The 22735-nt window shown below is 71.5% G+C and carries 26 protein-coding genes; 8 read left to right on the top strand and 18 right to left on the bottom strand.

Annotated features, from left to right (window positions below):
- Nucleotide 1: 1 nt before the first annotated feature.
- From EDD54_RS08225 to EDD54_RS08200, 6 genes are all read right to left on the bottom strand, one after another.
- Nucleotides 2-850, bottom strand: a complete 849-nt coding sequence (locus EDD54_RS08225) for an enoyl-CoA hydratase family protein (RefSeq protein WP_126541527.1) — start codon at nucleotides 848-850, stop codon at nucleotides 2-4.
- A complete protein-coding gene (locus EDD54_RS08220; protein ID WP_126541528.1) occupies nucleotides 847-1608 on the bottom strand; it encodes an SDR family NAD(P)-dependent oxidoreductase in 762 nt (253 codons plus the stop codon). The genes EDD54_RS08225 and EDD54_RS08220 overlap by 4 nt, the downstream gene beginning before the upstream one ends.
- A gap of 691 nt (nucleotides 1609-2299) precedes the next feature.
- Nucleotides 2300-4627: a bifunctional salicylyl-CoA 5-hydroxylase/oxidoreductase gene (locus EDD54_RS08215; protein WP_126541529.1), complete on the bottom strand. Its 2328-nt coding sequence runs from the start codon at nucleotides 4625-4627 to the stop codon at nucleotides 2300-2302.
- A 237-nt stretch (nucleotides 4628-4864) separates the two neighbouring features.
- Nucleotides 4865-5341, bottom strand: coding sequence for a copper chaperone PCu(A)C (locus EDD54_RS08210; RefSeq protein ID WP_126541530.1), 477 nt, complete (start codon nucleotides 5339-5341; stop codon nucleotides 4865-4867).
- Between the two features lie 110 nt (nucleotides 5342-5451).
- Nucleotides 5452-5817 (bottom strand): hypothetical protein, encoded by a 366-nt coding sequence (locus tag EDD54_RS08205; RefSeq protein ID WP_126541531.1) that lies wholly within the window; start codon nucleotides 5815-5817, stop codon nucleotides 5452-5454.
- Between the two features lie 105 nt (nucleotides 5818-5922).
- Complete coding sequence (locus tag EDD54_RS08200; protein ID WP_126541532.1) at nucleotides 5923-7527, bottom strand: FAD-dependent oxidoreductase; 1605 nt, start codon at nucleotides 7525-7527, stop codon at nucleotides 5923-5925.
- 137 nt (nucleotides 7528-7664) lie between these two features.
- On the opposite strand from EDD54_RS08200, the gene EDD54_RS08195 reads away from it, so the two are divergent.
- Nucleotides 7665-7949 (top strand): helix-turn-helix domain-containing protein, encoded by a 285-nt coding sequence (locus EDD54_RS08195; protein WP_126541533.1) that lies wholly within the window; start codon nucleotides 7665-7667, stop codon nucleotides 7947-7949.
- A gap of 18 nt (nucleotides 7950-7967) precedes the next feature.
- Here EDD54_RS08195 and cbbX read toward each other — a convergent pair whose 3' ends face one another.
- A complete protein-coding gene (gene cbbX / locus EDD54_RS08190; protein ID WP_126541534.1) occupies nucleotides 7968-8894 on the bottom strand; it encodes a CbbX protein in 927 nt (308 codons plus the stop codon).
- 236 nt (nucleotides 8895-9130) lie between these two features.
- On the opposite strand from cbbX, the gene EDD54_RS08185 reads away from it, so the two are divergent.
- The 4 genes from EDD54_RS08185 to EDD54_RS08170 all read left to right on the top strand — a co-directional run bounded on the left by EDD54_RS08185 (nucleotide 9131) and on the right by EDD54_RS08170 (nucleotide 10715).
- A complete protein-coding gene (locus tag EDD54_RS08185; RefSeq protein ID WP_126541535.1) occupies nucleotides 9131-9391 on the top strand; it encodes a hypothetical protein in 261 nt (86 codons plus the stop codon).
- A gap of 68 nt (nucleotides 9392-9459) precedes the next feature.
- Nucleotides 9460-9663, top strand: coding sequence for a hypothetical protein (locus EDD54_RS08180; protein ID WP_126541536.1), 204 nt, complete (start codon nucleotides 9460-9462; stop codon nucleotides 9661-9663).
- 135 nt (nucleotides 9664-9798) lie between these two features.
- Nucleotides 9799-10266, top strand: a complete 468-nt coding sequence (locus tag EDD54_RS08175) for a MarR family winged helix-turn-helix transcriptional regulator (protein WP_207620335.1) — start codon at nucleotides 9799-9801, stop codon at nucleotides 10264-10266.
- Nucleotides 10263-10715 (top strand): hypothetical protein, encoded by a 453-nt coding sequence (locus EDD54_RS08170; RefSeq protein ID WP_126541538.1) that lies wholly within the window; start codon nucleotides 10263-10265, stop codon nucleotides 10713-10715. Before EDD54_RS08175 ends, EDD54_RS08170 begins: the two co-directional genes overlap by 4 nt.
- Before the next feature lie 52 nt (nucleotides 10716-10767).
- On the opposite strand, the gene fba is transcribed toward EDD54_RS08170, so the two are convergent.
- The 3 genes from fba to EDD54_RS08155 form a co-directional block, all read right to left on the bottom strand.
- Nucleotides 10768-11832 carry a class II fructose-bisphosphate aldolase gene (gene fba, locus EDD54_RS08165; RefSeq protein WP_126541539.1) on the bottom strand — a complete coding sequence of 355 codons (1065 nt, stop codon included), beginning with the start codon at nucleotides 11830-11832 and terminating at the stop codon, nucleotides 10768-10770.
- 153 nt (nucleotides 11833-11985) lie between these two features.
- Entirely contained in the window at nucleotides 11986-12861 is an 876-nt protein-coding gene (locus tag EDD54_RS08160; protein ID WP_126541540.1) for a phosphoribulokinase, read from the bottom strand.
- 37 nt (nucleotides 12862-12898) lie between these two features.
- The gene (locus EDD54_RS08155) at nucleotides 12899-13924 is read right to left on the bottom strand and encodes a class 1 fructose-bisphosphatase (RefSeq protein ID WP_126541541.1); all 1026 of its coding nucleotides are present in this window, start codon (nucleotides 13922-13924) and stop codon (nucleotides 12899-12901) included.
- Between the two features lie 292 nt (nucleotides 13925-14216).
- On the opposite strand from EDD54_RS08155, the gene EDD54_RS08150 reads away from it, so the two are divergent.
- The gene (locus EDD54_RS08150; protein WP_126541542.1) at nucleotides 14217-15140 is read left to right on the top strand and encodes a LysR family transcriptional regulator; all 924 of its coding nucleotides are present in this window, start codon (nucleotides 14217-14219) and stop codon (nucleotides 15138-15140) included.
- A gap of 7 nt (nucleotides 15141-15147) precedes the next feature.
- On the opposite strand, the gene EDD54_RS08145 is transcribed toward EDD54_RS08150, so the two are convergent.
- Nucleotides 15148-15708: a tetratricopeptide repeat protein gene (locus tag EDD54_RS08145; RefSeq protein ID WP_133673972.1), complete on the bottom strand. Its 561-nt coding sequence runs from the start codon at nucleotides 15706-15708 to the stop codon at nucleotides 15148-15150.
- Nucleotides 15709-15890: 182 nt separating this feature from the next.
- Between EDD54_RS08145 and EDD54_RS08140 the strand changes: the two genes are divergently transcribed.
- Complete coding sequence (locus EDD54_RS08140; RefSeq protein WP_126541544.1) at nucleotides 15891-16103, top strand: hypothetical protein; 213 nt, start codon at nucleotides 15891-15893, stop codon at nucleotides 16101-16103.
- Nucleotides 16104-16194: 91 nt separating this feature from the next.
- Here EDD54_RS08140 and pqqE read toward each other — a convergent pair whose 3' ends face one another.
- The 5 genes from pqqE to pqqA form a co-directional block, all read right to left on the bottom strand.
- Nucleotides 16195-17319, bottom strand: coding sequence for a pyrroloquinoline quinone biosynthesis protein PqqE (gene pqqE / locus EDD54_RS08135; RefSeq protein ID WP_126541545.1), 1125 nt, complete (start codon nucleotides 17317-17319; stop codon nucleotides 16195-16197).
- Nucleotides 17316-17618, bottom strand: coding sequence for a pyrroloquinoline quinone biosynthesis peptide chaperone PqqD (pqqD, locus tag EDD54_RS08130; protein WP_126541546.1), 303 nt, complete (start codon nucleotides 17616-17618; stop codon nucleotides 17316-17318). Before pqqD ends, pqqE begins: the two co-directional genes overlap by 4 nt.
- A 586-nt stretch (nucleotides 17619-18204) precedes the next feature.
- Nucleotides 18205-18960 (bottom strand): pyrroloquinoline-quinone synthase PqqC, encoded by a 756-nt coding sequence (pqqC, locus tag EDD54_RS08125; RefSeq protein WP_126541547.1) that lies wholly within the window; start codon nucleotides 18958-18960, stop codon nucleotides 18205-18207.
- On the bottom strand, nucleotides 18957-19901 hold the full coding sequence (gene pqqB / locus EDD54_RS08120) for a pyrroloquinoline quinone biosynthesis protein PqqB (protein WP_126541548.1): 945 nt from the start codon (nucleotides 19899-19901) through the stop codon (nucleotides 18957-18959). Before pqqB ends, pqqC begins: the two co-directional genes overlap by 4 nt.
- Nucleotides 19902-19965: 64 nt before the next feature.
- Nucleotides 19966-20043, bottom strand: a complete 78-nt coding sequence (gene pqqA / locus EDD54_RS08115) for a pyrroloquinoline quinone precursor peptide PqqA (protein ID WP_126541970.1) — start codon at nucleotides 20041-20043, stop codon at nucleotides 19966-19968.
- Between the two features lie 404 nt (nucleotides 20044-20447).
- Here pqqA and EDD54_RS08110 point away from each other — a divergent pair, with 404 nt between their 5' ends.
- Nucleotides 20448-20903, top strand: a complete 456-nt coding sequence (locus EDD54_RS08110; RefSeq protein ID WP_165644445.1) for a DUF2380 domain-containing protein — start codon at nucleotides 20448-20450, stop codon at nucleotides 20901-20903.
- Here the strand turns inward: EDD54_RS08110 and EDD54_RS08105 are convergent.
- Together EDD54_RS08105 and EDD54_RS08100 are read right to left on the bottom strand one after the other, a co-directional pair.
- A complete protein-coding gene (locus tag EDD54_RS08105) occupies nucleotides 20863-21861 on the bottom strand; it encodes an AraC family transcriptional regulator (protein ID WP_126541550.1) in 999 nt (332 codons plus the stop codon). The two genes, EDD54_RS08110 and EDD54_RS08105, sit on opposite strands and share 41 nt — an antisense overlap.
- Nucleotides 21862-22296: 435 nt before the next feature.
- Nucleotides 22297-22644 carry an ADP-ribosylation/crystallin J1 gene (locus EDD54_RS08100; RefSeq protein WP_126541551.1) on the bottom strand — a complete coding sequence of 116 codons (348 nt, stop codon included), beginning with the start codon at nucleotides 22642-22644 and terminating at the stop codon, nucleotides 22297-22299.
- Nucleotides 22645-22735: the final 91 nt, after the last annotated feature.

The raw sequence follows: 22735 nt of genomic DNA, 5'->3' as shown, positions 1-22735 counted from the left end.
CTCAGTCGCCCTCGAACACGGGTTTGCGCTTCTCGGCGAAGGCCTCGAAGGCGCGGCGGAAGTCCCGGGTGGCCATGCAGATCGCCTGCGCCTGCGCCTCCGCCTCGATCATCTCGTCGAGGCCCATGGCCCATTCCTGGGTCAGCATGGTCTTGGTCATGGCGTGGGCGAAGGCGGGGCCGTCGGCGATGGCGCGGGCGAGGCCGGTCGCCTCGGCGAGGAGCGCGTCGGCGGGGACGAGGCGGTTGTAGAAGCCCCAGGCGGCGCCCTCGTCGGCGGTCATGACGCGGCCGGTGTAGAGCAACTCGGAGGCGCGGCCCTGGCCGATCATGCGCGGCAGGATCCCGCAGGCGCCCATGTCGGCGCCGGCGAGGCCGACGCGGGTGAACAGGAAGGCGGTCTTGGCCGCCGGGGTGGCGAGCCGGATGTCGGAGGCCATGGCGAGGATGGCGCCGGCGCCGGCGCAGACGCCGTCGACAGCGGCGACGATCGGCTGCGGGCAGCGCCGCATCGCCTTGACGAGGTCGCCGGTCATGCGCGTGAAGGCGAGCAGGTCGGGCATCGCCATGCGCGTCAGCGGCTCGATGATCTCGAAGACGTCGCCGCCGGAGGAGAAGTTGCCGCCCGCGCCGGTGATCACGATCGCCCGCACGTCGGAGGGGTGGGCGAGGGCGCGGAAGAGGTCGCGCAGCTCGGCGTAGCTGTCGAAGGTCAGCGGGTTCTTGCGCTCCGGCCGGTTCAGCGTGACGACGGCGACGCGGCCGTCCTCCTCGGCCCGCCAGCCGAAGTGGCGCGCCTCGTAGTCGCGGAAGGGGCGGCGCATGGCGCCCATGATCGAGGTCTCGCTCATCCGGTCATCACCTCTCCACCGGCCACCGCGATGGCCTGTCCGTTGATCGCCGAGGCCGCGTCGGAGGCGAGCCAGACCACCGTGGCGGCGACCTCCTCCGGCGAGACCAACCGTCCCTGCGGGTTCGAGCGGGCGAGCTCGGCCCGGGCGGCGTCGGCGTCGCGGCCGGTCTTCTCCGCGATCGTCGCCACCGAGGCGTCGATCAGCGGCGTGTCGGTGAAGCCCGGGCAGACCGCGTTCACCGTGACGCCGCGGCGCGCGACCTCGAGCGCGAGCGCGCGGGTGAGCCCGACGACGCCGTGCTTGGCCGCGACATAGGCCGAGACGTAGGGGTAGCCGACGAGCCCGGCGGTGGAGGCGACGTTGACGACGCGGCCGCGGCCGCGGGCGACCATGCCGGGCAGGATCGCGCGGGTGACCAGGAAGGTGCCGGTCAGGTTGACCGCGATCATCTCGTGGAAGAGCGCCGGCGTGGTGCGCTGGAACGGGGCGCTCGCGGCGGCGCCGGCGTTGTTGACCAGGAGGTCGACCGGGGCGACCGCCTCGACCGCCGCAACGGCGGCCGTGACGGAAGCCTCGTCGGTGACGTCGAGGGTCGCGGCGATGCCGCGCGGGCCGGCGAGGGTGGCGAGCGTGGCTTCGAGAGGCGCGGGCCGGCGACCGGCGACGCTGACGCGCCAGCCGGCGGCGGAGAGGGCGCGGGCGGTCGCCGCTCCGATGCCGGAGCCGCCGCCGGTGACGAGGGCGTGTCGGGTCATGGACGGGCTCCGGGGGCGGGGCGGCCGGTGGCGAGCGGCGTGGCGGTGGGCGACATTGCGGCGGGCTGCGTGGCGGCGCGGACTCCCCCCTCTCCCTGTCCCTCCCCCTCCAGGGGGGAGGGGACGATGGGGGGAGGGACAGGGTGGATGTCGGGCGTCGCGTGCTCGTGGGCGGGGTGGGGGACCGCGCGCGTGGGATACCCCTCTCCCTGTCCCTCCCCCACAAGGGGGGAGGGGACGCGGTGGGGAGGGACAGGGTGGATGTCGGGCGTCGCGCCGACGGCGGCGGCGTGCGTTGTCGGATCCGAAGCTCCCGGTTCACGGGGGATCGATCGGTCACCGCGGGCGCCGAGGCGGCACATCAAGGTCGAACGAAACCAACCGCGTCCCCTCCCCCCTTGTGGGGGAGGGACAGGGAGAGGGGTTGGCGCGTGAGACGTAACGACTCCGTCGAAGCGGATGGCGAGGTTGGAGATCGAGGTCGAACGATTCCATACGCGTCTCCTCCCCCCTTGTGGGGGAGGGACAGGGAGAGGGGTTCGCAAGTGAGACGTCGAGGATCCGGCGCAGCGAGCGCCGAGTGCGATCGTAGAGGCCGAACGATCCCAACCGCGTCCCCTCCCCCCTCGAGGGGGAGGGACAGGGAGAGGGGGCCCCACACGGGACGTTCTCGCGCCGGCCATTCCGGGCCTCAGCGCGGGGCGACGGCGGCGGGGGCCGCGGTGCGGGCGAGGGCGGTCTCGTACTGGCGCTTGCCGGCGAAATACTGGCGCGGCCACTCGACCTCGGTGAGACCGATCCTGGCGGCCTCGTGCAGGGTCCAGGCGGGGTCGGCGAGATGCGGGCGGGCGACGGCGCAGAGGTCGGCCCGGCCGGCGGCGATGATCGAGTTGGCGTGGTCGGCCTCGGAGATGGCGCCGACCGCGATCGTGGGCACGCCGACCTCGTTGCGGATCTTGTCGGCGAAGGGCGTCTGCCAGAGCCGGCCGTAGACCGGCTTCTCCTCCTTGGAGACCTGACCGGACGAGCAGTCGATCATGTCGGCGCCGGCGTCCTTGAACATGCGCGCGTAGATCGCCGCGTCCTCCGGCGAGTTGCCGCCGTCGACCCAGTCGTTGCAGGACAGGCGCACCGAGATCGGCCGGTCCTCGGGCCAGACCGCGCGGATGGCACGGAACACCTCGAGCGGGAAGCGGGCGCGGCCTTCGTGGTCGCCGCCGTAGGCGTCGGTGCGACGGTTGGTGAGCGGCGACAGGAAGGACGACAGCAGGTAGCCGTGGGCGCAGTGCAGCTCGAGCATGTCGGCACCGGAGCGGGCGGCGCGCTCGGCGGCCTGGACGAAGTCGGCGAGGACGCGGTCCATGTCGGCGCGGGTCATCTCGCGCGGCACCTGCGAATGCGGCAGGTAGGGGATCGGCGAGGCCGAGATCAGCGGCCAGCCGCCGGTCTCGACCGGCTGGTCGGTGCCCTCCCAGGCGACCTTGGTGGCACCCTTGCGGCCGGCGTGGCCGAGCTGGATCGCGAACTTCGAGCCGGTCTGGCCGTGGACGAAGTCGATCATCCGCTTCCAGCCGGCCTCCTGCTCGTCGTTCCAGAGGCCGAGGCAGCCCGGGGTGATGCGGGCGTCGGGCGAGACGCAGGTCATCTCGCCGAAGACGAGGCCGGCGCCGCCGAGGGCGCGGGCGCCGAGGTGGACGAGGTGGAAGTCGTTGGGCAGGCCGTCGACCGCGGAATACATCGCCATCGGCGACATCACAATGCGGTTCTCGAGCGTGAGCCCGCGCAGGCGGTAGGGCGTGAACATCGGCGGCAGGCCGCGGCCGTTGCCGCGCGGGGCGATGCCGGTGCGGGCGGCGAACCAGCGCTCGTAGCCCTCGAGCCACGCGGGATCGCGCAGGCGCAGGTTCTCGTGGCTGATGCGCTGCGAGCGCGTCAGCATCGAGTACATGAACTGCTCGGGCTCGAGGGTGTCGGCGTAGCGGGCGCCGACGACCTCGAACCATTCCATGGCGTTGCGGGCGGCGTTCTGGATCCGGGCGACGTCGACGCGGCGGACCTCCTCGTAGGCGGCGAGCACGGCCGGGATGGCGGCGCGGTCCTGGCCGAGCGCGCCGAACTGGCGGGCGAGCTCGATGGCGTCCTCGATGGCGAGCTTGGTGCCCGAGCCGATCGCGAAATGGGCGGTGTGGGCGCTGTCGCCCATCAGCACGACGTGCGAGTTGCCGTTGAAGAAGCTCCAGCGGCCGCAGATCAGGCGGTTGAAGTTGAGCCAGGCCGAGCCGCGCAGGTGGCGGGCGTTGGTCATCAGCTCGGCGCCGTCGAGGACGTCGGCGAACAGGCGCTCGCAGAAGTCGATCGACTGTTGCTGGTCGGCCTGGTCGAGGCCGTGGGCCCTGAAGGTCTCCTCGGTGGTCTCGACGATGAAGGTCGAGGTGTCCTCGTCGAACTTGTAGATGTGCGCCTGGAACCAGCCGTGCTCGGTCTTCTGGAAGTCGAAGGTGAAGGCCTCGTAGGCCTTCTTGGTGCCGAGCCAGATGTAGCGGTTCGGGCGGACGACGAGGTCGGGCTCGAACACGTCGGGATGGGCGAGGCGGATCTTCGAGTTGAGGCCGTCGGAGGCGACGACGAGGTCGGCATCGGGGAACTGCCGGTCGCCGTCGACCTCCTGCTCGAACACCAGCTCGACGCCGAGCGCCTCGCAGCGGGCCTGCAGGATGTTGAGCAGCTTCTTGCGGCCGATGCCGACGAAGCCGTGGCCGGTCGTCCGCATCGCCTTGCCCTTGATGCGGACTTCGATGTCGTCCCAGTGGTTGAACGCCTGCTCGATTTCGGCGGCGCTCTCCGGATCCCAGATCCGCATGTTCTCCATGGTGGCATCGGAGAAGACGACGCCCCAGCCGAAGGTGTCGTAGGGGCGGTTGCGCTCGATCACCGTGACTCGGTGGGCGGGGTCGGCCTTCTTCATCAGAAGCGCGAAATAGAGACCGGCCGGGCCGCCGCCGACGCACACGATGCGCATGTCCGCCTCCTTCAGGGTTCGATATTTGAAGTCTAAACTAATAGGCGCGAACCCGTGCTGTCAAGGCTAGGGCGCGCCGGGCGGAAAGGGGAGGGCGAAGGCCGGACGAAAAGCACGCCCGGCACCGAAAACGAAAGGGCGCCGCCCCCGGCGCGGGGACGGCGCCCGATGCGGACGCGCGGTGGTGGCGCTCGCAGGAGGTTCCGACCGGTGTTCGGAACCTCGCGAACTCGGTGATCAGTGACCGTCGTGCGACGGTTCCTTGGCGCCGACCGGCTCGACGGCGAACTCGACCTCGACCTCGCCGGCCTTCTCGAACTTCAGCGTCGCCTTCTCCTCCTTGCCCTGCTCGAGGCCGTGCTTCAGGCCCATGAACATGACGTGGAAGGAGCCGGGCTTCAGCGTGACCTCGCCGCCGGCGGGGATCTCGAGGCCGTTCTCGAGCTGGCGCATCTTCATGACGTCGCCCTCCATGGTCATCTCGTGGACCTGGAACTCGTCGGCGAAGGACACGGAGCCGCCGACCAGACGGTCGGGCTCGGTGCCGGTGTTGCGGATGACCATGAAGCCGCCGCCGACCTTGGCGCCCGGGGGCGTGGCGCGGGTCCAGGGGTGGACGATCTCGAGGGCGCCGGCCTTGAACTCGTGGGCCGCGGCGGGGGCGACCAGGGCGGCGAGGACAGTGGCGGCGGCGAGGAACTTGGCGAAACGCATGGCGAGGATCCGATGTGAAAGGTGACGGGCGGTGCGCGGGACTCGCGGGCGGCCGTCGGGAAGACGAGAAGCTGTCGAGCGGGCCGCCGGGGCGGCCGGGACGGTGTCGATCAGGCCGCGACGGGCGGGCCGCGCGGGACGAGCGGGGCGGTCTCGGGCGTCTCCGCGCCGCGCACGCCCGCGGGGGCGGAGGGGACGTCGAGGTGGATCCAGCCGCGGGCGGCAACGACGGGACGGGGCGGTGCGTCCGGCGGCAGCGCGGTCGGCGGGACGGAGAGGGTGCAGCAGTCGTCGTGCGCGGTGCCCGCGGGCAGGTGGCCCGCGGGAGCGGCGCCGGTCATGGCGGCGGCGCAGATCGCCCGGAGGTCGGACGGAAGCGGCGCGGCCGCCGCCGGGACGACCGCCTGGACGACGAGCGCCCAGGCGGCGAGTATCGCCACCCAGACCCGCAGAATGTCGCGCGCCGTCGCGGGCAAGTCCGTCTCCCTCTCCCCGACCCGGCCGAGTTACCACGTCGGGGCGCGGTCCGGTAGTTCGGGTTTAGCCGCAGGGCGCAGGTGGACGGGCGGGAGCGTGCAGACCTACCGGCGGCCGCCCGTCGGATCCTTCTTGCGGATCTGGCCGGCGGCGTCGAGCGTGCTCATCAGGCGCGCCATGTCGACCGCCCCGACCCGGCCGTCCTTGGCGAGGGCCGCGGCGGCGCCGGCGGCCTGACCGATCACCATGAAGGTCGGCTCGACCCGCACCGAGGTGAAGGCGACGTGGCTGGCGGAGATCGTGGTCGCCGCGATCAGGTTGAGCGAGTCGCCGATCTTCGGCAGCAGCGCGCGATAGGGGATCTCGTACTTGCCGCCGGGCAGGCTCTGGCGGATCTCGTCGGCGATGAAACCGCCGACGACCGTGCGGTACATGCCGTGCTCGTCCATCGGGTAGTAGCCGAGGCCGATGGAGTCGTCGAACGAACGGCGCGCCATCAGGTCGTTCTCGGTGAGGACGTAGCGGCCGACGAGGCGACGGCCCTGGCGGACGTAGAGCTGGCGCGGGAAGTTGCCGTTGTCGCGGAATTCGTCGGCGCACCAGCCGTAGCGGCGCGTGTAGCTGCGCACGTTCTTCGGCACCCGCGGGTCGGTCGAGGCGAACCAGAACAGGCCTTCGGTGTAGTTGCGCACACGCGCCAGGACCGCGGCGCGGCCCGCGCCGTCGGCGAGGATGTAGTCGCGGCCGATGTGCCAGACGTCGGTCGAGAAGTAGCGGCTCGAATTGACGTCGAGCTTGCCTTCGACCGTGACGCTGTTGCCGATGAAATGGGTCGAGGTGACGAAGCCGCGCTCGGCGATCAGGGTCTGCAGGAAGCGCGCGGCGGTCTCGTAGAGCGCGGGATCGTAGCCGGCCGGCTTGCGGAAGGGCACCTTGTTGGCCGCGCGGTCGGTGACGCAGAGGCGATAGTTGAACGCCATCAACCGGTCGTCGGCCTCGCCGGTCGTCCGCGCGACGAAGGGCTCGACGCCGTAGAGCAGGCCGCTCGAGGGAACGCCGGGCTTGACGTAGGGATCGACGAGCACGGTGCGGTTGCCGACCTCGATCCGCCCGAGCGGCTGCGCGCCGGCGTGGGCCTCGCCGTAGGTGGCGCGCGCCTCGCGGCCGAGGATGGTCGGGACGCCGGCCCTGGCGAGGAGGTCGCCCTCGTAACTCGCCTCGACGAAGACCTCGGCGCAGAAGCGACGGCCGGTGGTGGTCTCGATGCGGACGATGGAGCGGCCGGACCGCACCGCCCGGGCGATCGGCTGGCCGAGCACGATCTTCGCCCCGGCGTGGATCGTCATCCGCCGCAGCGTCTCCTCGGCCCAGCCGGATCCGTAGTAGATCCGCGTCGTGCTCTTGGTGTCGTAGTGCGCGCGGGCCAATGCGAAGAACGAGCGGGCGATGCCGCCGTAGGTGTCCTCGTAGACCGACACGTCGGCCTTGGTCAGGCCGCTGCCCATCATGCCGCCGACGTGCATGGTCGGCTCGAGCACGGTGACGGACTTGCCCATCCGCCCGGCCTGGATCGCCGCCGCCAGACCGGCCGGCGTGCCGCCGTAGACCACGATGTCGGAGGTCTCGCAGGTCGCCGCCCGCGCGGCCGGGGCCGCGAACGCGAGGAGGAGCGGAACCACCGCCGCCGAAAACCACTTCCGCACGTGCATGCCGCCGTCCCCACACGTCCTTGCCGATGGCACAGCCAGACCCGAAGGCCGGCCTCGCGTCAAGGGCCGCGGCGTGCCAGCATCGCCGTCGCGGCGGACGGGACGACGCCGACCGCCGCCCGTGAGGAGAGCCTTCCATGACCCCCGCCCAGTGCCGTGCCGCCCGCGCCTTCCTCAACTGGTCGCTCGACCAGCTCGCCGGTCAGGCCGGCGTCGCCGTCGACGCGGTTCGGGAGTTCGAGGCCGAGCGGCGCCCGCCGCCGCCGGGGGCGGTGGCCGCGCTGGCGGCCGCCTTCGAGCGCGGCGGGGTCGAGATGATCGGGGCCGACGACGGCCGCACCGGCATCCGGTCGAAGCGGGCGGCGGGCGCGGAGGACACGGGCATCCGCCCGGACGAGCTCAACGCGGCCAACGACGGCTGACGGGAGCGCGCCCGCGCATCACCCGCCGATGCGGCCGCCCTGGGTGAGGACGCGGCTCTTCAGGATGTCGTCCGGCTCTATGGTGGAGAGCTCGTCGGCGCCGACCGGGCCGGCGGCCTCCTCGAACAGCCGGTTGGCCTGGCGCAGGCGGGCGCGGTCGAGGGCGTTGCGGATCGAGCGGGCGTTGGAGAAATGCGGCTGCGTCCGCCGCGCCGCGACGTAGGCTCGGAAGGCCTCGACGGCGGCGGGCGAGAAGCGGTAGCCGGCGCCGGCCAGCATGCGCACGGCGATCTCGAGCAACTCGTCGTCGCCATAGTCCGGGAAGTCGATGTGGTGGGCGATGCGGGAGCGGAAGCCGGGGTTGCTCTCGAAGAATTTCTCCATGCGGTCGGCGTAGCCGGCGAGGATGACCACGAGGTCGTCGCGCTGGTTCTCCATGACCTGCAATAGGATCTCGATCGCCTCTTGGCCGTAGTCGCGCTCGTTCTCAGGGCGGTAGAGGTAGTAGGCCTCGTCGATGAACAGCACGCCGCCGAGCGCCTTCTTGATGACCTCCTTGGTCTTCGGGGCGGTGTGGCCGATGTACTGGCCGACGAGGTCGTCGCGGGTGACCGAGACGAGGTGGCCCTTGCGGACGTAACCGAGCCGGTGCAGCAGCGAGGCCATGCGCTCGGCGACCGTGGTCTTGCCGGTGCCGGGGTTGCCGGTGAAGCTCATGTGCAGCGTCGGCGCGCGGTGGGCGAGGCCGAGCCGGGCGCGCGCCCGCTCGACCAGCAGCAGCGCGGCGGTCTCGCGGATGCGCCGCTTGACGGGCGCGAGACCGACGAGGTCGCGGTCGAGTTCGCCGAGGATGGCGGCGACGCCGGCCTCCTCGAACTCGCGGCGCAGGTCGATCGCCGTCGGCACGATCTCCTCGACCGGCAGGTGGACGTTGGTCGTCGTCATGGCTCCCGCGCCACCTCCCCGGCGCTCTCTCCTCGCGGACGCGATCTTGCGCCATCGCGCGCGAAAAGTCCGCGCCCCTCGCGAGCGGCGTTACGTCGCCGGGCGCCCTTGACCTTGCCCGCCTCCGACCCGAGATACGGCTCGGGATGACCGGGCCCCTCTGGCGCGCCGAACGGCGCGCGATGTCGGCTCCCGCGCGGCGGCGCGGGCCGCCCGACACGAGAGGAGCAGGACCCATGATCGGCAAGATGCTGAAGCGCGCGGTGGCCGAGGCCCTCGGCGGCCGTCGGCACGGATACGGCGGCAAGTCCTGGAAGAAGGGCGGCTACCGCGATCGTCGATACGACGACCATCGCTACGGCGACCACCGCTACGGCGACCCCTTCGGCGGCTACGGCCATGGCCGTGGCGGCTACGACCACGGCCCCCGCCGCAGCCGCGGCGTCAAGGGCGCGCTGATCGACGCGCTGATCGGATTCCTGGCGCGGCGGCGCTGACCGACCGGACGAACGTCACGAAGACCCGCCAGAGTGGAGCGGGACGGAAGGGAACGAGGGAGGACGACATGGGCGAGCGGATCGACGAGGACCGGCGGGACGTCGCCGAGGAGCGGATCGGCTGGGACGCCTTCGCCGGCCCGGTCCGGCTGATGGCCGGCGACGGCGCGGTGCCGCCGCATCTGGTGCCGATGATGGTGGCCGCGCACGGCATGCGCCTCGCCGCCGAGATGAATCTGCGCGTGCTGGAAGGAATCGCCCGCGGGCGGTGAGGGCGGTGGTGAAACGGACACGTCCCGTCCACCGGCGGACGGGACGGCCGCCGAAAGGGTGCGCGAGGGGGACGGGCGCGGCCGTATCCGATCGATATTGACAGTATACTGCTATATTGGCATGATGCTGTCATCATGAAGAAACCCGAAGACGTCTTCTCCCATCCCGTCGATGCCCTCGTGCTCGAGGTGTTCCGTCTGAACGGCGCCCTTCTCGCCAGCGGCGACGCGCTGACACGTCCGCTCGGCCTCACCAGCGCGCGCTGGCAGGTGCTCGGCGCCGTCGCCGGCGACGGCGAGGGCGCAACCGTGTCGCGGATCGCCCGCGGCATGGGTCTCGCCCGTCAGTCCGTGCAGCGCGTGGTCGACGACCTCGCGGATGCCGGTCTGGTGGCGCTGGAAGACAACCCGCACCACAAGCGGGCCCGCCTCGTGGTGCTCACCGACGAGGGCCGCCGGCGTTTCGCGGCCGCAGGGGCGGCCTGGACTCCGGTCGCCGAACTGCTCGCCGGCCTCGTGCCGGCCGACGATCTCGCGCAAACCGTCCTCGTCCTGCGGCGGCTCCGCGCGTCCCTGGAGCGGGACACGGAGGGCGGGGCATGATCCGCTTCCTGCATCCCGTCGCCGGCGTCGTGGCAATGGCGACGATCTCGACCTTCATCGTGCTCACGCTCCGGGGCGAGATGGCCGGCGACGCGACCGCCATCCTGGCGGCTAAGACAGCGATCGCGGAGGGGCTGTGGCTGCTGGTGCCGACGATGGCGGTGCTCGCCCTGACCGGCCGCCGGCTCGGGGCCGGGAGCGACGATCCGCGCGTGGCGGCCAAGCGGCGGCGCATGCGGATCGTGCAGGCGAACGGACTCCTGGTGCTGCTGCCGACCGCCTTGATCCTGCACCGGCTCGCGGCCGCCGGCAGCTTCGACTTGACCTACATGCTGCTGCAGGGCGTCGAACTGATCGCCGGACCGGCCAACCTCTTCCTGCTCGCCCTGTCGTTCCGCGACGGTCTCGTCCTCGCCGGTCGCCTGCGGCGTTGCCGGCGGGCGAACTGACCGCGTCGGGACGGTGACGGGCCGGCCGGCGCCGGCCCGTCGTCGATCCGGCTCAGCCGAACTTCGGGTCGAGTTCGCCGCTGGCGTAGCGCTTGGCCATGGCGGCGGTGGAGAGCGGCTTGATGCGGTCGGCGTGGCCGGCGGTGCCGAACTCCTGGAAGCGCTGGATGCAGAGCTTGCGCATCGCCTCCATGGCCGGCTTCAGGTACTTGCGCGGGTCGAACTCCGACGGGTTCTCGGCGAAGACCTTGCGGATCGCGCCGGTCATGGCCATGCGGTTGTCGGTGTCGATGTTGATCTTGCGCACACCGTGCTTGATGCCGCGCTGGATCTCCTCGACCGGCACGCCCCAGGTCGGCTTCATCTGGCCGCCGTAGCGGTTGATGATCTCCTGCAGGTCCTCCGGCACCGACGACGAGCCGTGCATGACGAGGTGGGTGTTCGGCAGCTTGTTGTGGATCGCCTCGATCACGCCCATCGCCAGCACCTCGCCGTCCGGCTTGCGGGTGAACTTGTAGGCGCCGTGGCTGGTGCCCATGGCGACGGCGAGGGCGTCGACCTTGGTGTCCTTGACGAACTGGACGGCCTGGTCGGGATCGGTCAGGAGCTGGTCGTGGCCGAGCACGCCCTCGGCGCCGTGGCCGTCCTCCTTCTCGCCCATGCCGGACTCCAGCGAGCCGAGCACGCCGATCTCGCCCTCGACCGAGACGCCGGCCCAGTGCGCCATGTCGACGACGCGGCGGGTGATGCCGGCGTTGTACTCGTAGTCGGCGGGGGTCTTGCCGTCGGCCTTCAGCGAGCCGTCCATCATCACCGAGGTGAAGCCGTACTGGATCGCGGTGGCGCAGGTCGGCTCGGCGTTGCCGTGGTCGAGGTGCATGCAGATCGGAATGTCCGGGTGCAGCTCGACGAGGCCGTCGATCAGCTTGGCGAGCACGATGTCGTTGGCGTAGGAGCGGGCGCCGCGGCTCGCCTGGATGATCACCGGGGACCGGGTGGCCTCGGCCGCCTCGAGGATCGCGAGACCCTGCTCCATGTTGTTGATGTTGAAGGCGGGAACGCCGTAGCCGTGCTCGGCGGCGTGGTCGAGCAGCTGGCGCAGGGTGATGCGGGCCATGTTGTCTCCGTCCTCTCGACGTTGGCGCCTCCCTGAAATCGGAGGCGGCGGGCGCGTTCGGCCCGCGTGCGGACTGGTGGCGGATCGGTGCGACGATCCGATTAGAAACCCGCGCGCGCCGGCGCAAGTCTCCATTGGTCGGCTCCGTGTTCGTCACAGGAGGCGCTTCTTGCGCTCCACCAGCCGGAGGATCTTCGGCGTCAGTATCAGTTGCATGGCGAGTTCCATCTTCGGGCCGGGGACGACGATGGAATTGGCGCGGGACATGAAGCTGTCGTGGATCATCGACAGCAGGTAGGGGAAGTCGATGCCGCGCGGGTTGCGGAAACGGATCACCACCATGGATTCGTCGGCGGTGGGGATCCAGCGCGCGACGAAGGGATTGGAGGTGTCGACGGTCGGCACGCGCTGGAAATTGATGTCGGTCTGGGTGAACTGCGGGCAGATGTAGTGCACGTAGTCGTGCATCCGCCTGAGGATGGTGTCGGTGACCGCCTCGGTGGAATAGCCGCGGGTGGCCTTGTCGCGGTGGATCTTCTGGATCCACTCGAGGTTGATCACCGGGACGACGCCGATCTTGAGGTCGACGTGGCGGGCGATGTCGACCTCGCCGGTGACCGCGGCGCCGTGCAGGCCCTCGTAGAACAGGAGGTCGGTGTCCTCGGGGAAGTCCTCCCAGTCGGAGAAGGTGCCCTCGGGGATCCCGAACAGGCGGCTCTCCTCGTGGTCGTGGGCGTAGTGGCGGAAGCGGCCGGTGCCGTTCTCGCCGTAGCTGCGGAACACCGCCTCCAGTTCCTCGAGCAGGTTCGCCTCCGGCCCGAAGTGGCTGAAGGTGTAGTTGCCCCGGGCCGACTCCTCGGCCGACTTCGCCTTCATGGCGACGCGGTCCCAGCGGTGGAAGCTGTCGCCCTCGATGTAGGCGGCGTCGATGCTCTCCCGGCGGAAGATCTGCTCGAACGTCGCCCGCACCGACGTGGTGCCGGCCCCGGACGAACCGGTGATCGCGATGATCGGATGCCGCTCCGACATGACCTCGGGTCCGCCCTCCGGCTGAAGTGCCCCGCCCTCAGCGGAACAGGCCGCGGTAGCCGAACAGCGGCGACCGATCGGCGGGCACGGGGTTGCGCTCGTAGAATTCGACCTGCCCGACCTCGGTGGTCGAACCGAAGATCAGCGGGGTGCGCTGGTGCAGGTCGGTCGGCACGAGGTCGAGCACGCGCTCGGTGCCGTTGGTGGCGCGCCCGCCGGCCTGCTCGACCACGAAGGCGATCGGGTTGGCCTCGTAGACGAGGCGCAGCCGGCCCTGGGCGTAGCCGCGGCGGTCGTCGCCGGGATAGAGGAAGATGCCGCCGCGGATCAGGATGCGCGTCGCCTCGGCCACCAGGGCGGCGACCCAGCGCATATTGAAGTCCTTCTCGCGCGGGCCGGCGGCGCCGGCGATGCAGTCGTCGAACCAGGCGCGGATGCCCGGCTGCCAGTGCCGGTAGTTCGAGGCGTTGATGGCGAACTCGGCCGTGTCGGTCGGGATCGTCACGTTCGAGAGGGCGATGCGGAAGACGCCGTCCTCGGGATCGAGCGTGAAGATGTGGGTGCCCTCGCCGAGCGTCAGCACGAGGTCGGTGTGCGGGCCGTAGACCACGAAACCGGCCGCGAGCTGGCGCGAGCCCGGCTGCAGGAAGGAATCGCCCTCCGCGAGCGCCGGCAGGATCGCGAAGATCGTGCCGATCGCGACGTTGTTGTCGATGTTGGAGGAGCCGTCGAGCGGATCGACCGCGACCACCACCGCGCCGTTCGGGTCGAGCACGTCCGGCGCCTCGGCCTCTTCGGAGCCGACCGCCGCGACGCCGGTGAAGCGCAGCGCCTCGACGACGATCTCGTGGGTCTGCCAGTCGAGCTGCTTCTGCGAATCGCCGCCGGAGTTCTCGCCGACGACGGCGCCGTGGCCGGACCCGTGCACGCCCTCGGCGACCAGCGCGGAAATCCGCCGGCCGGCCTCGGCGAGGCCGAGAATCGCGCGTGCCACCGCCTTGCGGGTGGCGTCCCGCCCCGCCCAGCCGTCGAGATGGGCCGTGAGGCCGTTCCTGTCCGTCATCGACCCGTCGTCTCCGTTCGTCCGTCGCTCTACCGACGGGCGGCATCATGACGGGCGGATCGGCGCCTGTCCAACGGCGCGCCCGGGAATGGTGGACGGAGCGGGGGCGGCCTGTCGAGGGCGCGCGGCGTCGCACGCCGAAAGGAGCGCGACGATCTTACACTCGACAGCAAAGCCGCCGAATTCCAATATTCTGGTCCGGCCCTTCAGAAACGCTGAAACCAAGCGGCCGGCCCGACCGGTTCTCGTCGCTGAGACGAGGGGCGCTCCGGTGGGGACGGGGAGGGACCCGATGCGCCACACCACGCTGAAGCAGCTGCGCTCGTTGGCGGCCGTGATCCGGACCGGCACGGTGACGGCGGCCTCGTCCGAACTCAACGTGACACCGCCGGCGATCACCGCCCAGGTCAAGGCGCTCGAGGACCTCGTCGGCCTGCCGCTGATCGAGCGTGTCGGCGACCGCTTCCGCCCGACCGCCGCCGGCGACGAGATCGCCACCACGCTCGCCCGGATCGAGGCGCTGCTCGGCGAGTGCAGCGACGCCCTCGCCGAGCTGAAGGAGGCCGGCTCCGGCGCGGTCTCGATCGGCGTCGTCTCGACCGCCAAGTATTTCGCGCCGCGCGCGATCGCCGCCTTCCGCCGCGAGCGGCCGCGGGTCGAGATCCGGCTGATGGTCGGCAATCGCGAGGAGACGCTGGCGGCGCTGCGCAACTACGAGATCGACCTCGCGATCATGGGCCGGCCCCCGCGCGAGTTCGAGGTGGAATCCCAGGTCATCGGCGACCACCCGCAGGTGATCGTCGCCCCGCCCGACCATCCGCTCGCCGGCCGGCGCGCGATCCAGCCGGCCGAACTCGCCGGCGAGACCTTCCTGGTGCGCGAGGACGGTTCGGGCACGCGCTCGTCCTTCGAGGCCTTCATGGGCGAGGCCTATGTCGGCGCGCCGCCGCGCGAGATCGAGATGGCCTCCAACGAGACCATCAAGCAGGCGGTGATGGCCGGGCTCGGCATCTCCTTCATCTCCGCCCACACGGTGGCCTTCGAGGTCGAGAGCGGCCGCCTCGCCATCCTCGACGTGGTCGGCCTGCCGATCGTCAGGCACTGGTTCATGGTCCGCCGCACCGACAAGCGCCTCCTGCCGGCGGCGCTGGCGCTGCGCCAGTTCTGGGCGACGCGCGGCGCCGACTTCCTGCCGAAGGTGCCGGGTATCGGGTGAGCGGCGTTCAGCGCCAGCGCGCGACGACGTCGGAGGTGTCGCCGCCGACGAGGTCGATCAGCGTCCTCAGAGACGCGAATTCCTCGCAGCCGTCGCCGAAGTCGCCGTCGGAGAAGGTGAGTTCGACGCGCTTGCACTCGCCCGCGAGGCGGTCGAGCACGCCGACGGCGTCGACGAAGCGGCCGAGTTCGACATAGGCCTCGCCGAGATATTCGAGCGCCGCGCGGTTGTGCGGGTTGATCGAAAGCGCCCGGCCGTAGGCGAACAGCGAGGCGTCGTAGCGCTGCAGCTTGCGATGCGCGTAGCCGAGGCGGGCCCAGGCGTTGTCGTGGTGCGGCCGGTTGCCGGTGACGCGCGCCATGTGGAACACCACCGCCTTCCAGTCCTCGGCGGCCCAGGCGACCATGCCGGCGGCGTATTCGGCGTCGCCGGAGGGCGCGCGCGGGCTCATGTCGCCGGAGAAGACGGCGTGGGCGCGATCCGTGGCGCCGATCGAAGCCGAGATAGTGAGAAGCACCGCGATGGCGGCGTTCCGCCGCCGATGTGTCTTCGTCTGGGAACAGAGCATCCCCGCCTCCCGTTCTACTCCCCGGGCGAGATTTACGGAGGCGGAGCGAGCGCGGATCACGTGCATTCGATCGGCGTGATCCATTGCGCCGCCGTTGGAGTAACATGGGATGTACTCCGTTCGTCGCGGCGCCGAACCGCCGTCATCGCCGCGCGACGCAAGATTGCAACATGGTGCCGGACATGAACGCCATCGACATCCTGATGACCATCTGCCTGCTGTCGGATCCCAAGGCCTGCGAGCAGCGCACGCTGCCGGTCGCGGAAGTGACTTCGCTGGCCGAGTGCCTCTACTGGGCGCAGCCGCGGATCGCGGAGTGGTCGACCAGTCATCCGAAGTACCGGATCGTGCGCTGGCGCTGCGCCAAGGCGGGCGCCGAGGGCGAACCGATCTGACGGCGGGAACGGTCGTGTTCCGCGGCGCCCGGTTCGGACGGGCCGCCGCGGGGAGGGCCCGTCCACCGGGCCGCGCCGCCACGAGGCGGGCTCACATGCTGCGATAGACGTATTCCGGGGGATGGGCGTCGACGCTCTCGGCCTCGACGAGGTCGTGGATCATCGCCCGCAGCGGGCTCTTGGAGCACATCGGGTCCATGGCGTTCGGGTCGCCGGCATAGGCCATGGCCTGACAGCGGCAGCCGCCGAAATCGACGGTCTTGCGCTCGCAGGACCGGCAGGCCTCGGGCATCCAGTCGTCGCCGCGGTAGGCGTTGAACGCCGCGCTCTCGTTCCAGATCCAGGCGAGGTCGCGCTCGCGCACGTTCTCGAAGGAAAGGTGCGGGATGGTCGCCGCGGCGTGGCAGGGCAGCACCTTGCCGTCCGGCTCGACGTTGAGCCCGACCTTGCCCCAGCCGCCCATGCAGGCCTTCGGGTAGACCGAGTGGTGGTCCGGCGGCACGTAGTCGATGACGAGCACGCCCTTCAGCCGCTCGCGCGCCTCCATCACCGTGGCGGTGCAGGCGTCGACCATGGCGCGGGTCGGCACCAAGGCGGCGCGGTTCTTCACCGCCCAGCCGTGGATCTGGGTGTTGGCGATCTCGATGCGGCGGGCGCCGAGGCGGACCGCGAGGTCGATCGTCTCGCCGACCTTGTGCAGGTTGGCGCGGTGCATCACCGCGTTGACGGTCAGCGGCAGGCCCTCCGCCGCGACCCACTCGGCGACGCGCATCTTCTGCTCGAAGCCGCCCTTGTAGCCGCCGACCTTGTCGGCGATCGCCGCGTCGGTGCCCTGGACCGAGAGCTGGACGTGGTCGAGCCCGCGGGCCGACAGCTCCTTGACCCGCGTCTCGGTGAGGCCGACGCCGGAGGTGATCAGGTTGGTGTAGAGGTCGACCTCGCGGGCGATGCCGACGAGGTCCTCGAGGTCGCGCCGCGCCGCCGGCTCGCCGCCGGAGAAGTGGACGTGCAGCACGCCCATCGCCGCCGCCTGCCGCAGCACCCGCGCCCAGTCCTCGGTGGAGAGCTCCTCGGAACGGCGCACCAGCTCCAGCGGGTTGGAGCAGTAGGGGCACTTCAGCGGGCAGCGGTGGGTCAGCTCGGCCAGCATCGCCATCGGCGGCGGCACGACGCGGGCGGGGCGGGCGAGGCTCTCGGCCGGGGTCGGGGCGTTCATCGGGCGGTCACCTCGAGCATGCGCCGGTCCATCAGGCCGACGAGGAACGTGCGGGCGTCCGACGCGATCCGGTCGGCCGGCGCCCGGTACTTCGCCGCCAGCGCGGCGACCACGTCGCCGAACGAGCGGACGCCGTCGGTCTCCGCCAGGATCGCCGCGGCGACGGCGTCGAGCCGGACGGCGCGCTCGGGGGCGAGCAGCATGTGGGTCGAGCGCACCGCGTCGAACTTCACGCGCACGCCCCTCGGCAGCCGCGGCACGGCGTCGTCGGGCAGGCGGTCGGTCGGGGTGGCGGACATGGAGGCCTCGGGGAAGGGGGGCGGTGGGCGGTAGGCAGTAGGCATTAGGCATTAGGCAGTAGGGTCTCGGCAGTCGGCAGTCGGCAGTCGGCAGTCGGGCTTCGGTGGCGGTAGCACGGGCGGAACATCTGCTCCTCCCTCACCTCCGCCTCGACATGCTCCCTCCCCCCTGGAGGGGAGGGTTGGGGAGAGGGGGCAGACGGGCCTGCGTTGGCCGTTCTGCGTCTCTCCCGGTGTGGCCGATGTCTGCGCGGGCGGCCCCCTCTCCCTGTCCCTCCCCCTCCAGTGGGGAGGGGACGCGGTGGGGGCGTCGCGCCGGAGCGTCGGTTCGCGGTCTCGCTCCTCCCCGTCCACCTTCTCGACATGCTCCCTACCCCCTGGAGGGGGAGGGTTGGGGAGAGGGGGCGGACGGGCAGTGGCTTGCCGTTCCGTGTCTCTCCCGGTGTGGCCGACGTCGGCGCGGGCGGCCCCCTCTCCCTGTCCCTCCCCCTCCAGGGGGGAGGGGACGCGGTGGGGGTGTCGGGCCGGGCTCTGCCGTCGGGGGCGGAGGCGAGGGGCACCGAACGCGTCTGAACCCCGCCCCGCCTTACGCCGCGGCGTCGACCTCGCGCATGCCCTCGCCCGGGCGCCAGGCGCCGGGGGCGGGCATGTCCTCGACGTAGGCGAGCCAGAGCGCGTCGAGCTGGGCCCAGAGCACCTCGGTCTTGAAGGTGAGCGCGCGGAGCGACGCCTGCTGCTGCTCGATGGTGCGGGCGTTGCGGCGGACGTAGTCGAGCGCGAAGGCGGCGTCGCGGGGGGCCTGGTCGAGGCGCTTGCGGAAATAGGCGACCACGCGCTCGTCGATGAAGTCGTAGTGCTCCAGCATGCCCGAGATGCGTTCCTCGTGCAGCTTGGGCGCGAACAGCTCGGTCAGCGACGACGCCACCGCCTCGAGCAGCGACTTCTCGGTCACCCAGTGCAGGTAGGCCTCGGTGGCGAAGCGGGTCGCCGGCAGGGCGCCGGTGCGGCCGACGACGTAGTCGCGGTCGAAGCCGAGACCGTCGGTCAGCACCAGCCAGCGCTCGATGCCGCCCTCGTTGCCGTCGAGGCCGTCGTGGTCGGTGATGCGGTGCAACCACTCGCGGCGGAGCTCGCGATCCTCGCAGCGCGCCATCAGCGCGGCATCCTTCTGCGGGATGATCGCCTGATAGCAGTAGCGGTTGAGCGCCCAGGCGCGGACCTGGTCGATCGTGCAGCCGCCGCCGTGGAGCTTGCGGTGGAAGGGGTGCAGGTTGTGGTAGCGCTCGGCGCCGATGCGGCGCAGGGCGGCTTCCAGTTCGTCGGGGGTCATGAGCTTGGTCATAGCGGGACCTCCATCCCGTCGCGGCCGATCTCCCAACCCGCGTCCGCCACCGCCCGGCGTTCGGGCGATCCCTCCCGGAGGGCGGGGTTGGTGTTGTTGACGTGGACGAAGATCCGGCGTTTCACCGGGATCGTCCGGAAGGCTTCGAGCGTCCCGTCCGGACCGCTCATCGCCATGTGACCCATCCGCTTGCCTGTCTTGGTGCCGACGCCGAGGCGGATCATCTCGTCGTCGGTGAAGACGGTGCCGTCGAAGAACACGACGTCGGCACCGGCGAGCCGGTCCGCCACCGCCGGCGTCATCCGGGCGCAGCCCGGCACGTAGGCGAGGCGCTCGCCGGCCGGGCCGACGATCTCGACGCCGACGGTCTGCTCGCCCTCGAGGTCGGTGACGACCCGCTCGCCCTCGAGGAACAGCGGGATCTTGCCCGGCACCGGGAACAGCCGCGCCGTCGCCCCGGGCACCAGCTCGAAGGTGTCGCCGAGTGCGATCCGCTCGAAGCGGACGAGGTCGCGGTCGAGACCGCGGAAGATCGGGTTGGCGTCGATGACGCCGAGGGTCTCGGCGGTGCCGACGAGGCGGAACGCCTGCTTCTCGCGCAGGCCGAGCAGGCCGGCGATGGCGTCTATGTCCGCGTTGGTGACGAGCACCGTGGCGATCGGCGAGTGCCGGCCGCCGACCACGGCGGGATCGCGCGGGTGCAGCGCCGGATTGGCGGCGATCTGCTGTGTGATCTCGGGGGCGGCGTTGAGGAGCGCCCAGCGCTTGCCGTCGACCGTGACCGCCAGCGACGCCTGCGTGCGGGCCTCGAGACCGGGTTCGCCGCGCCGGAGCCCGGCGCAGTTCGGACAGTTGCAGTTCCACTGGGGAAAGCCGCCGCCGGCCGCCGCTCCGAGGATCAGAGCACGAAGCCGCGTCGCGGCCCCGGGCCGGTCACGCATGGTCTGGTCCCGCCATCGTCGCAAAGGGTGCGGCCGACCGGAGACCGGTCGACCGCGGGGGAAATCAGACTTCCGGCGGGAAGTACATGTTGATTTCCATGCCGACGCACAGCTCTTCGCACTTCGGGGTCGTCCAGGCCATCGTTACCTCCCATAGGTCAGGCTGACCCGGGAAGAATTCTCCATTTTGCACTGCACCCGCAAATGAAATCCTCGTAATGGTACGGATCGCCGCAGGTCGAGGGCAGAAGAGGGAAGATTAAAATCCGTTCATCTTCGCCGGCGAGCCGGCTGCGGCGAGCGCGGGCTCGGACGGGCTCGGCGCCGAAAACCGCCCCTTTGGCACGAAATGGCAGGCGCGGCGGCCGGGTCCGCGCTCCCCTTCCCGAGGCGCGGCGGAGGCCGTGGCGACCAGGGAGGACGACGATGGGACGTGGGAGCGACGAGACCGGTGCGCGGGCCGGACGGGCGGCGGGAGCGGCACGGGCGGGATTTTTGCTGCGGTGCGGCATAGTCGCGGCGGCGCTCGCCGCGGGCGGATGGGCCGTGGCGGCCGGTGCGTCGACGCCGCCGGCGGCGGTGACGGTGGCGGTCGCCGCCTTCGACAACGACGACACCGCGGGCGAGTCGGCCGAGCGCACCGCCGCCCACGCCGCACGGGTCGACGGTTTCGACGAACTGCTCGGCGCGGCCTTCGGCAGCACGGGCCCCTATCGCACGGTGCGGATCGCCTGTCCGGCCGGCGGCTGTTCGGCGACGACGGCACGGCCGGAGGCGCTGATCGCGGCGGCGCGGGCGGCGGGCGCACGGATCCTCGTCTACGGCGGCATCCACAAGATGAGCACGCTGGTGCAGATCGGGAAGATCCAGGCGGTGGACCTCTCCGCCGACCGGCTGCTGATCGACCGCCTGTTCACCTTCCGCGGCGACACCGACGCCGCCTTCGCGCGCGCCGCCGATTTCATGGCCCGGCAGGTCGACGAGGCCTTCGCCCGGCCCTGAACGAGGACGGCGGCCGGCCGGTCCAGGCGCGGAAGGCGCGCGCGAAATGGGCGGGGTCGGAATAGCCGAGATCGAAGGCGACGTCGGCGACCGTGGCGCCGCGGCCGAGCAGATCGGCGGCGCGGTCGGCGCGCACCGCGGCGAGCAGGGCCGCGAAGGCGAGGCCGTCGTCGGCGAGGCGGCGCTGCATGGTGCGGGTGGAGAGCCCGAGCCAGGCCGCGACGCGCTCGCGGCGGGGCGCGCCGTCGAGCATGGCGAGATCGACCATGGCGCGGACGCGGGACGGCAGGTCGTGCGGGGCGGGCAGCGCGGCGGCGTCCGGGTCAGTGGCCGGGCCGGGGCCGGCGACGTCGAGGAGGTCGGCCGGGAACACCACGGCGGCGTCCGGCCCCTCGGCGAGCGGGGCGGCGAAGCCCTGCTCGATCGCGGCGCGGGCGGGCGGCGGCGGGCCGGGAAGCTCGACCCGGATCGGCGTCCAGCCGGATCCGGCGAAGCGGCGCAGCATGGCGAGGATGTAGCCGACCGCCAGCAGCTCGTTCTCGGCGCGGCCGGCGTCGAGCGCGGCGTCGACCCGGTAGAGCCAGCGCACGGTGGCGCCGCGGCGCTCGAGCCGCGTCACCGTCGCGGATTGCAGGATGCGATGGACGAGGGCGTTGCCGATCGCGATCGCCGCCCCGAGCGTCGGTGCGCCGAGGACGTGTCCGGCGTAGGCGCCGAGCCCGGCCGTGCCGGCGGCGGCCGAGAGACGGACCGGCAGGAGGTCGTCGCCGATCTCGCGGGCGGCGGCGACCACGAGGCGGGTCTGGAAGGCGAGCGGCACCAGCATCTCGGGCCGCTCGACGAGGCGGACCGGCAGGTCTGCGGCGCGGAAGACGCGCGCGACCGAGCCGCCGTCGCGGTCGATCACGTCGACCAGCGGCCCGATCGTGCTGGCGCGGGTCAGCGCGTGCCCGTCCACGGTCGGCCTCCCGTCCGCTCCATCGACGTGGGGGACGATGTTATGATGCCGGGGCGTTCTCGCGTAGCGGTATTCGGATCGCGGCGCGTTCCAGCGCGGCGAAGAGGTACCCGGACCGCTCGTCGTCGTCGCGCGGCAGGTCCCAGCCGCTCGACCTTGTCGATGCGGCACTCGAACAGGTTCGGCGCCTCGTGGAGGCAGGGCCTATGCGGGACGAGGCCCAGAGGTCTGTCCGGGACCGCATGCCGGCCCGCGCCTCGCGTCCGCCGAAGGCGACACCCGGCACGTTCGGCAGGGTCGGCCTTGGCAACGTCGGCCGTGCGGTGGCCCCCGTACGCCTGCCGTCCGCCATCGAACGAGGCGATCGCGGGCCGCTCGAAGTCGGTCGGGTGATGTCGGATCTCGACGAAGCCGAACCGGGCTTCGCCGGAAGCCTCAACGATACTCCCTCACCACCTCGATGGGCCCGACAATCGCTGCATTGAACGCGTCGAGTTCTTCGGCCGGTATCCAGTATTCGCGCAATGCGCGGCCACCGGCTTCCTGCACGTCGTATCGGTCGAGGAAGTCGCGGCGCACCTCGAAGCGCGTCACGAAACCCGCGCCGCTCTGCGGTACGTTCCAATCGCGCGCGATCCTGATGGCGTAATCTTCCGACAGGACCGGATAGAATATCGGCTGATCCGGCAGGCGCGGCGGGAACGACAGCATGCCGCCGTCTCGGATGAGCTCGAGTTCGGCCGGACCGACCGGACGCCACAGTGTCACCGTCTCGGGTTTCATGTTCAGATCCTAGCCGACGGTGCGCCGCCATACCATCGGCCGATCCGTCGGCGCGTCCCGGAGCGGCAGGCCGTCGGCGTGCGCGGTTGTC

This window comes from Oharaeibacter diazotrophicus (assembly GCF_004362745.1).
GTDB classification, from domain to species: domain Bacteria; phylum Pseudomonadota; class Alphaproteobacteria; order Rhizobiales; family Pleomorphomonadaceae; genus Oharaeibacter; species Oharaeibacter diazotrophicus.
The sequence above is the reverse complement of the archived record's forward strand: the minus strand, read 5'-3'. Positions and strand labels throughout refer to the sequence as shown.

Excerpts from the sequence above, each read along its gene's own strand:
- EDD54_RS08225 (WP_126541527.1), bottom strand. The coding sequence starts at position 850 with ATGAGCGAGACCTCGATCATGGGCGCCATGCGCCGCCCCTTCCGCGAC.
- EDD54_RS08220 (WP_126541528.1), bottom strand. The coding sequence starts at position 1,608 with ATGACCCGACACGCCCTCGTCACCGGCGGCGGCTCCGGCATCGGAGCG.
- EDD54_RS08215 (WP_126541529.1), bottom strand. The coding sequence starts at position 4,627 with ATGCGCATCGTGTGCGTCGGCGGCGGCCCGGCCGGTCTCTATTTCGCG.
- EDD54_RS08210 (WP_126541530.1), bottom strand. The coding sequence starts at position 5,341 with ATGCGTTTCGCCAAGTTCCTCGCCGCCGCCACTGTCCTCGCCGCCCTG.
- EDD54_RS08200 (WP_126541532.1), bottom strand. The coding sequence starts at position 7,527 with ATGCACGTGCGGAAGTGGTTTTCGGCGGCGGTGGTTCCGCTCCTCCTC.
- EDD54_RS08195 (WP_126541533.1), top strand. The coding sequence starts at position 7,665 with ATGACCCCCGCCCAGTGCCGTGCCGCCCGCGCCTTCCTCAACTGGTCG.
- cbbX (WP_126541534.1), bottom strand. The coding sequence starts at position 8,894 with ATGACGACGACCAACGTCCACCTGCCGGTCGAGGAGATCGTGCCGACG.
- EDD54_RS08185 (WP_126541535.1), top strand. The coding sequence starts at position 9,131 with ATGATCGGCAAGATGCTGAAGCGCGCGGTGGCCGAGGCCCTCGGCGGC.
- EDD54_RS08180 (WP_126541536.1), top strand. The coding sequence starts at position 9,460 with ATGGGCGAGCGGATCGACGAGGACCGGCGGGACGTCGCCGAGGAGCGG.
- EDD54_RS08175 (WP_207620335.1), top strand. The coding sequence starts at position 9,799 with ATGAAGAAACCCGAAGACGTCTTCTCCCATCCCGTCGATGCCCTCGTG.
- EDD54_RS08170 (WP_126541538.1), top strand. The coding sequence starts at position 10,263 with ATGATCCGCTTCCTGCATCCCGTCGCCGGCGTCGTGGCAATGGCGACG.
- fba (WP_126541539.1), bottom strand. The coding sequence starts at position 11,832 with ATGGCCCGCATCACCCTGCGCCAGCTGCTCGACCACGCCGCCGAGCAC.
- EDD54_RS08160 (WP_126541540.1), bottom strand. The coding sequence starts at position 12,861 with ATGTCGGAGCGGCATCCGATCATCGCGATCACCGGTTCGTCCGGGGCC.
- EDD54_RS08155 (WP_126541541.1), bottom strand. The coding sequence starts at position 13,924 with ATGACGGACAGGAACGGCCTCACGGCCCATCTCGACGGCTGGGCGGGG.
- EDD54_RS08150 (WP_126541542.1), top strand. The coding sequence starts at position 14,217 with ATGCGCCACACCACGCTGAAGCAGCTGCGCTCGTTGGCGGCCGTGATC.
- EDD54_RS08145 (WP_133673972.1), bottom strand. The coding sequence starts at position 15,708 with ATGCTCTGTTCCCAGACGAAGACACATCGGCGGCGGAACGCCGCCATC.
- EDD54_RS08140 (WP_126541544.1), top strand. The coding sequence starts at position 15,891 with ATGAACGCCATCGACATCCTGATGACCATCTGCCTGCTGTCGGATCCC.
- pqqE (WP_126541545.1), bottom strand. The coding sequence starts at position 17,319 with ATGAACGCCCCGACCCCGGCCGAGAGCCTCGCCCGCCCCGCCCGCGTC.
- pqqD (WP_126541546.1), bottom strand. The coding sequence starts at position 17,618 with ATGTCCGCCACCCCGACCGACCGCCTGCCCGACGACGCCGTGCCGCGG.
- pqqC (WP_126541547.1), bottom strand. The coding sequence starts at position 18,960 with ATGACCAAGCTCATGACCCCCGACGAACTGGAAGCCGCCCTGCGCCGC.
- pqqB (WP_126541548.1), bottom strand. The coding sequence starts at position 19,901 with ATGCGTGACCGGCCCGGGGCCGCGACGCGGCTTCGTGCTCTGATCCTC.
- pqqA (WP_126541970.1), bottom strand. The coding sequence starts at position 20,043 with ATGGCCTGGACGACCCCGAAGTGCGAAGAGCTGTGCGTCGGCATGGAA.
- EDD54_RS08100 (WP_126541551.1), bottom strand. The coding sequence starts at position 22,644 with ATGAAACCCGAGACGGTGACACTGTGGCGTCCGGTCGGTCCGGCCGAA.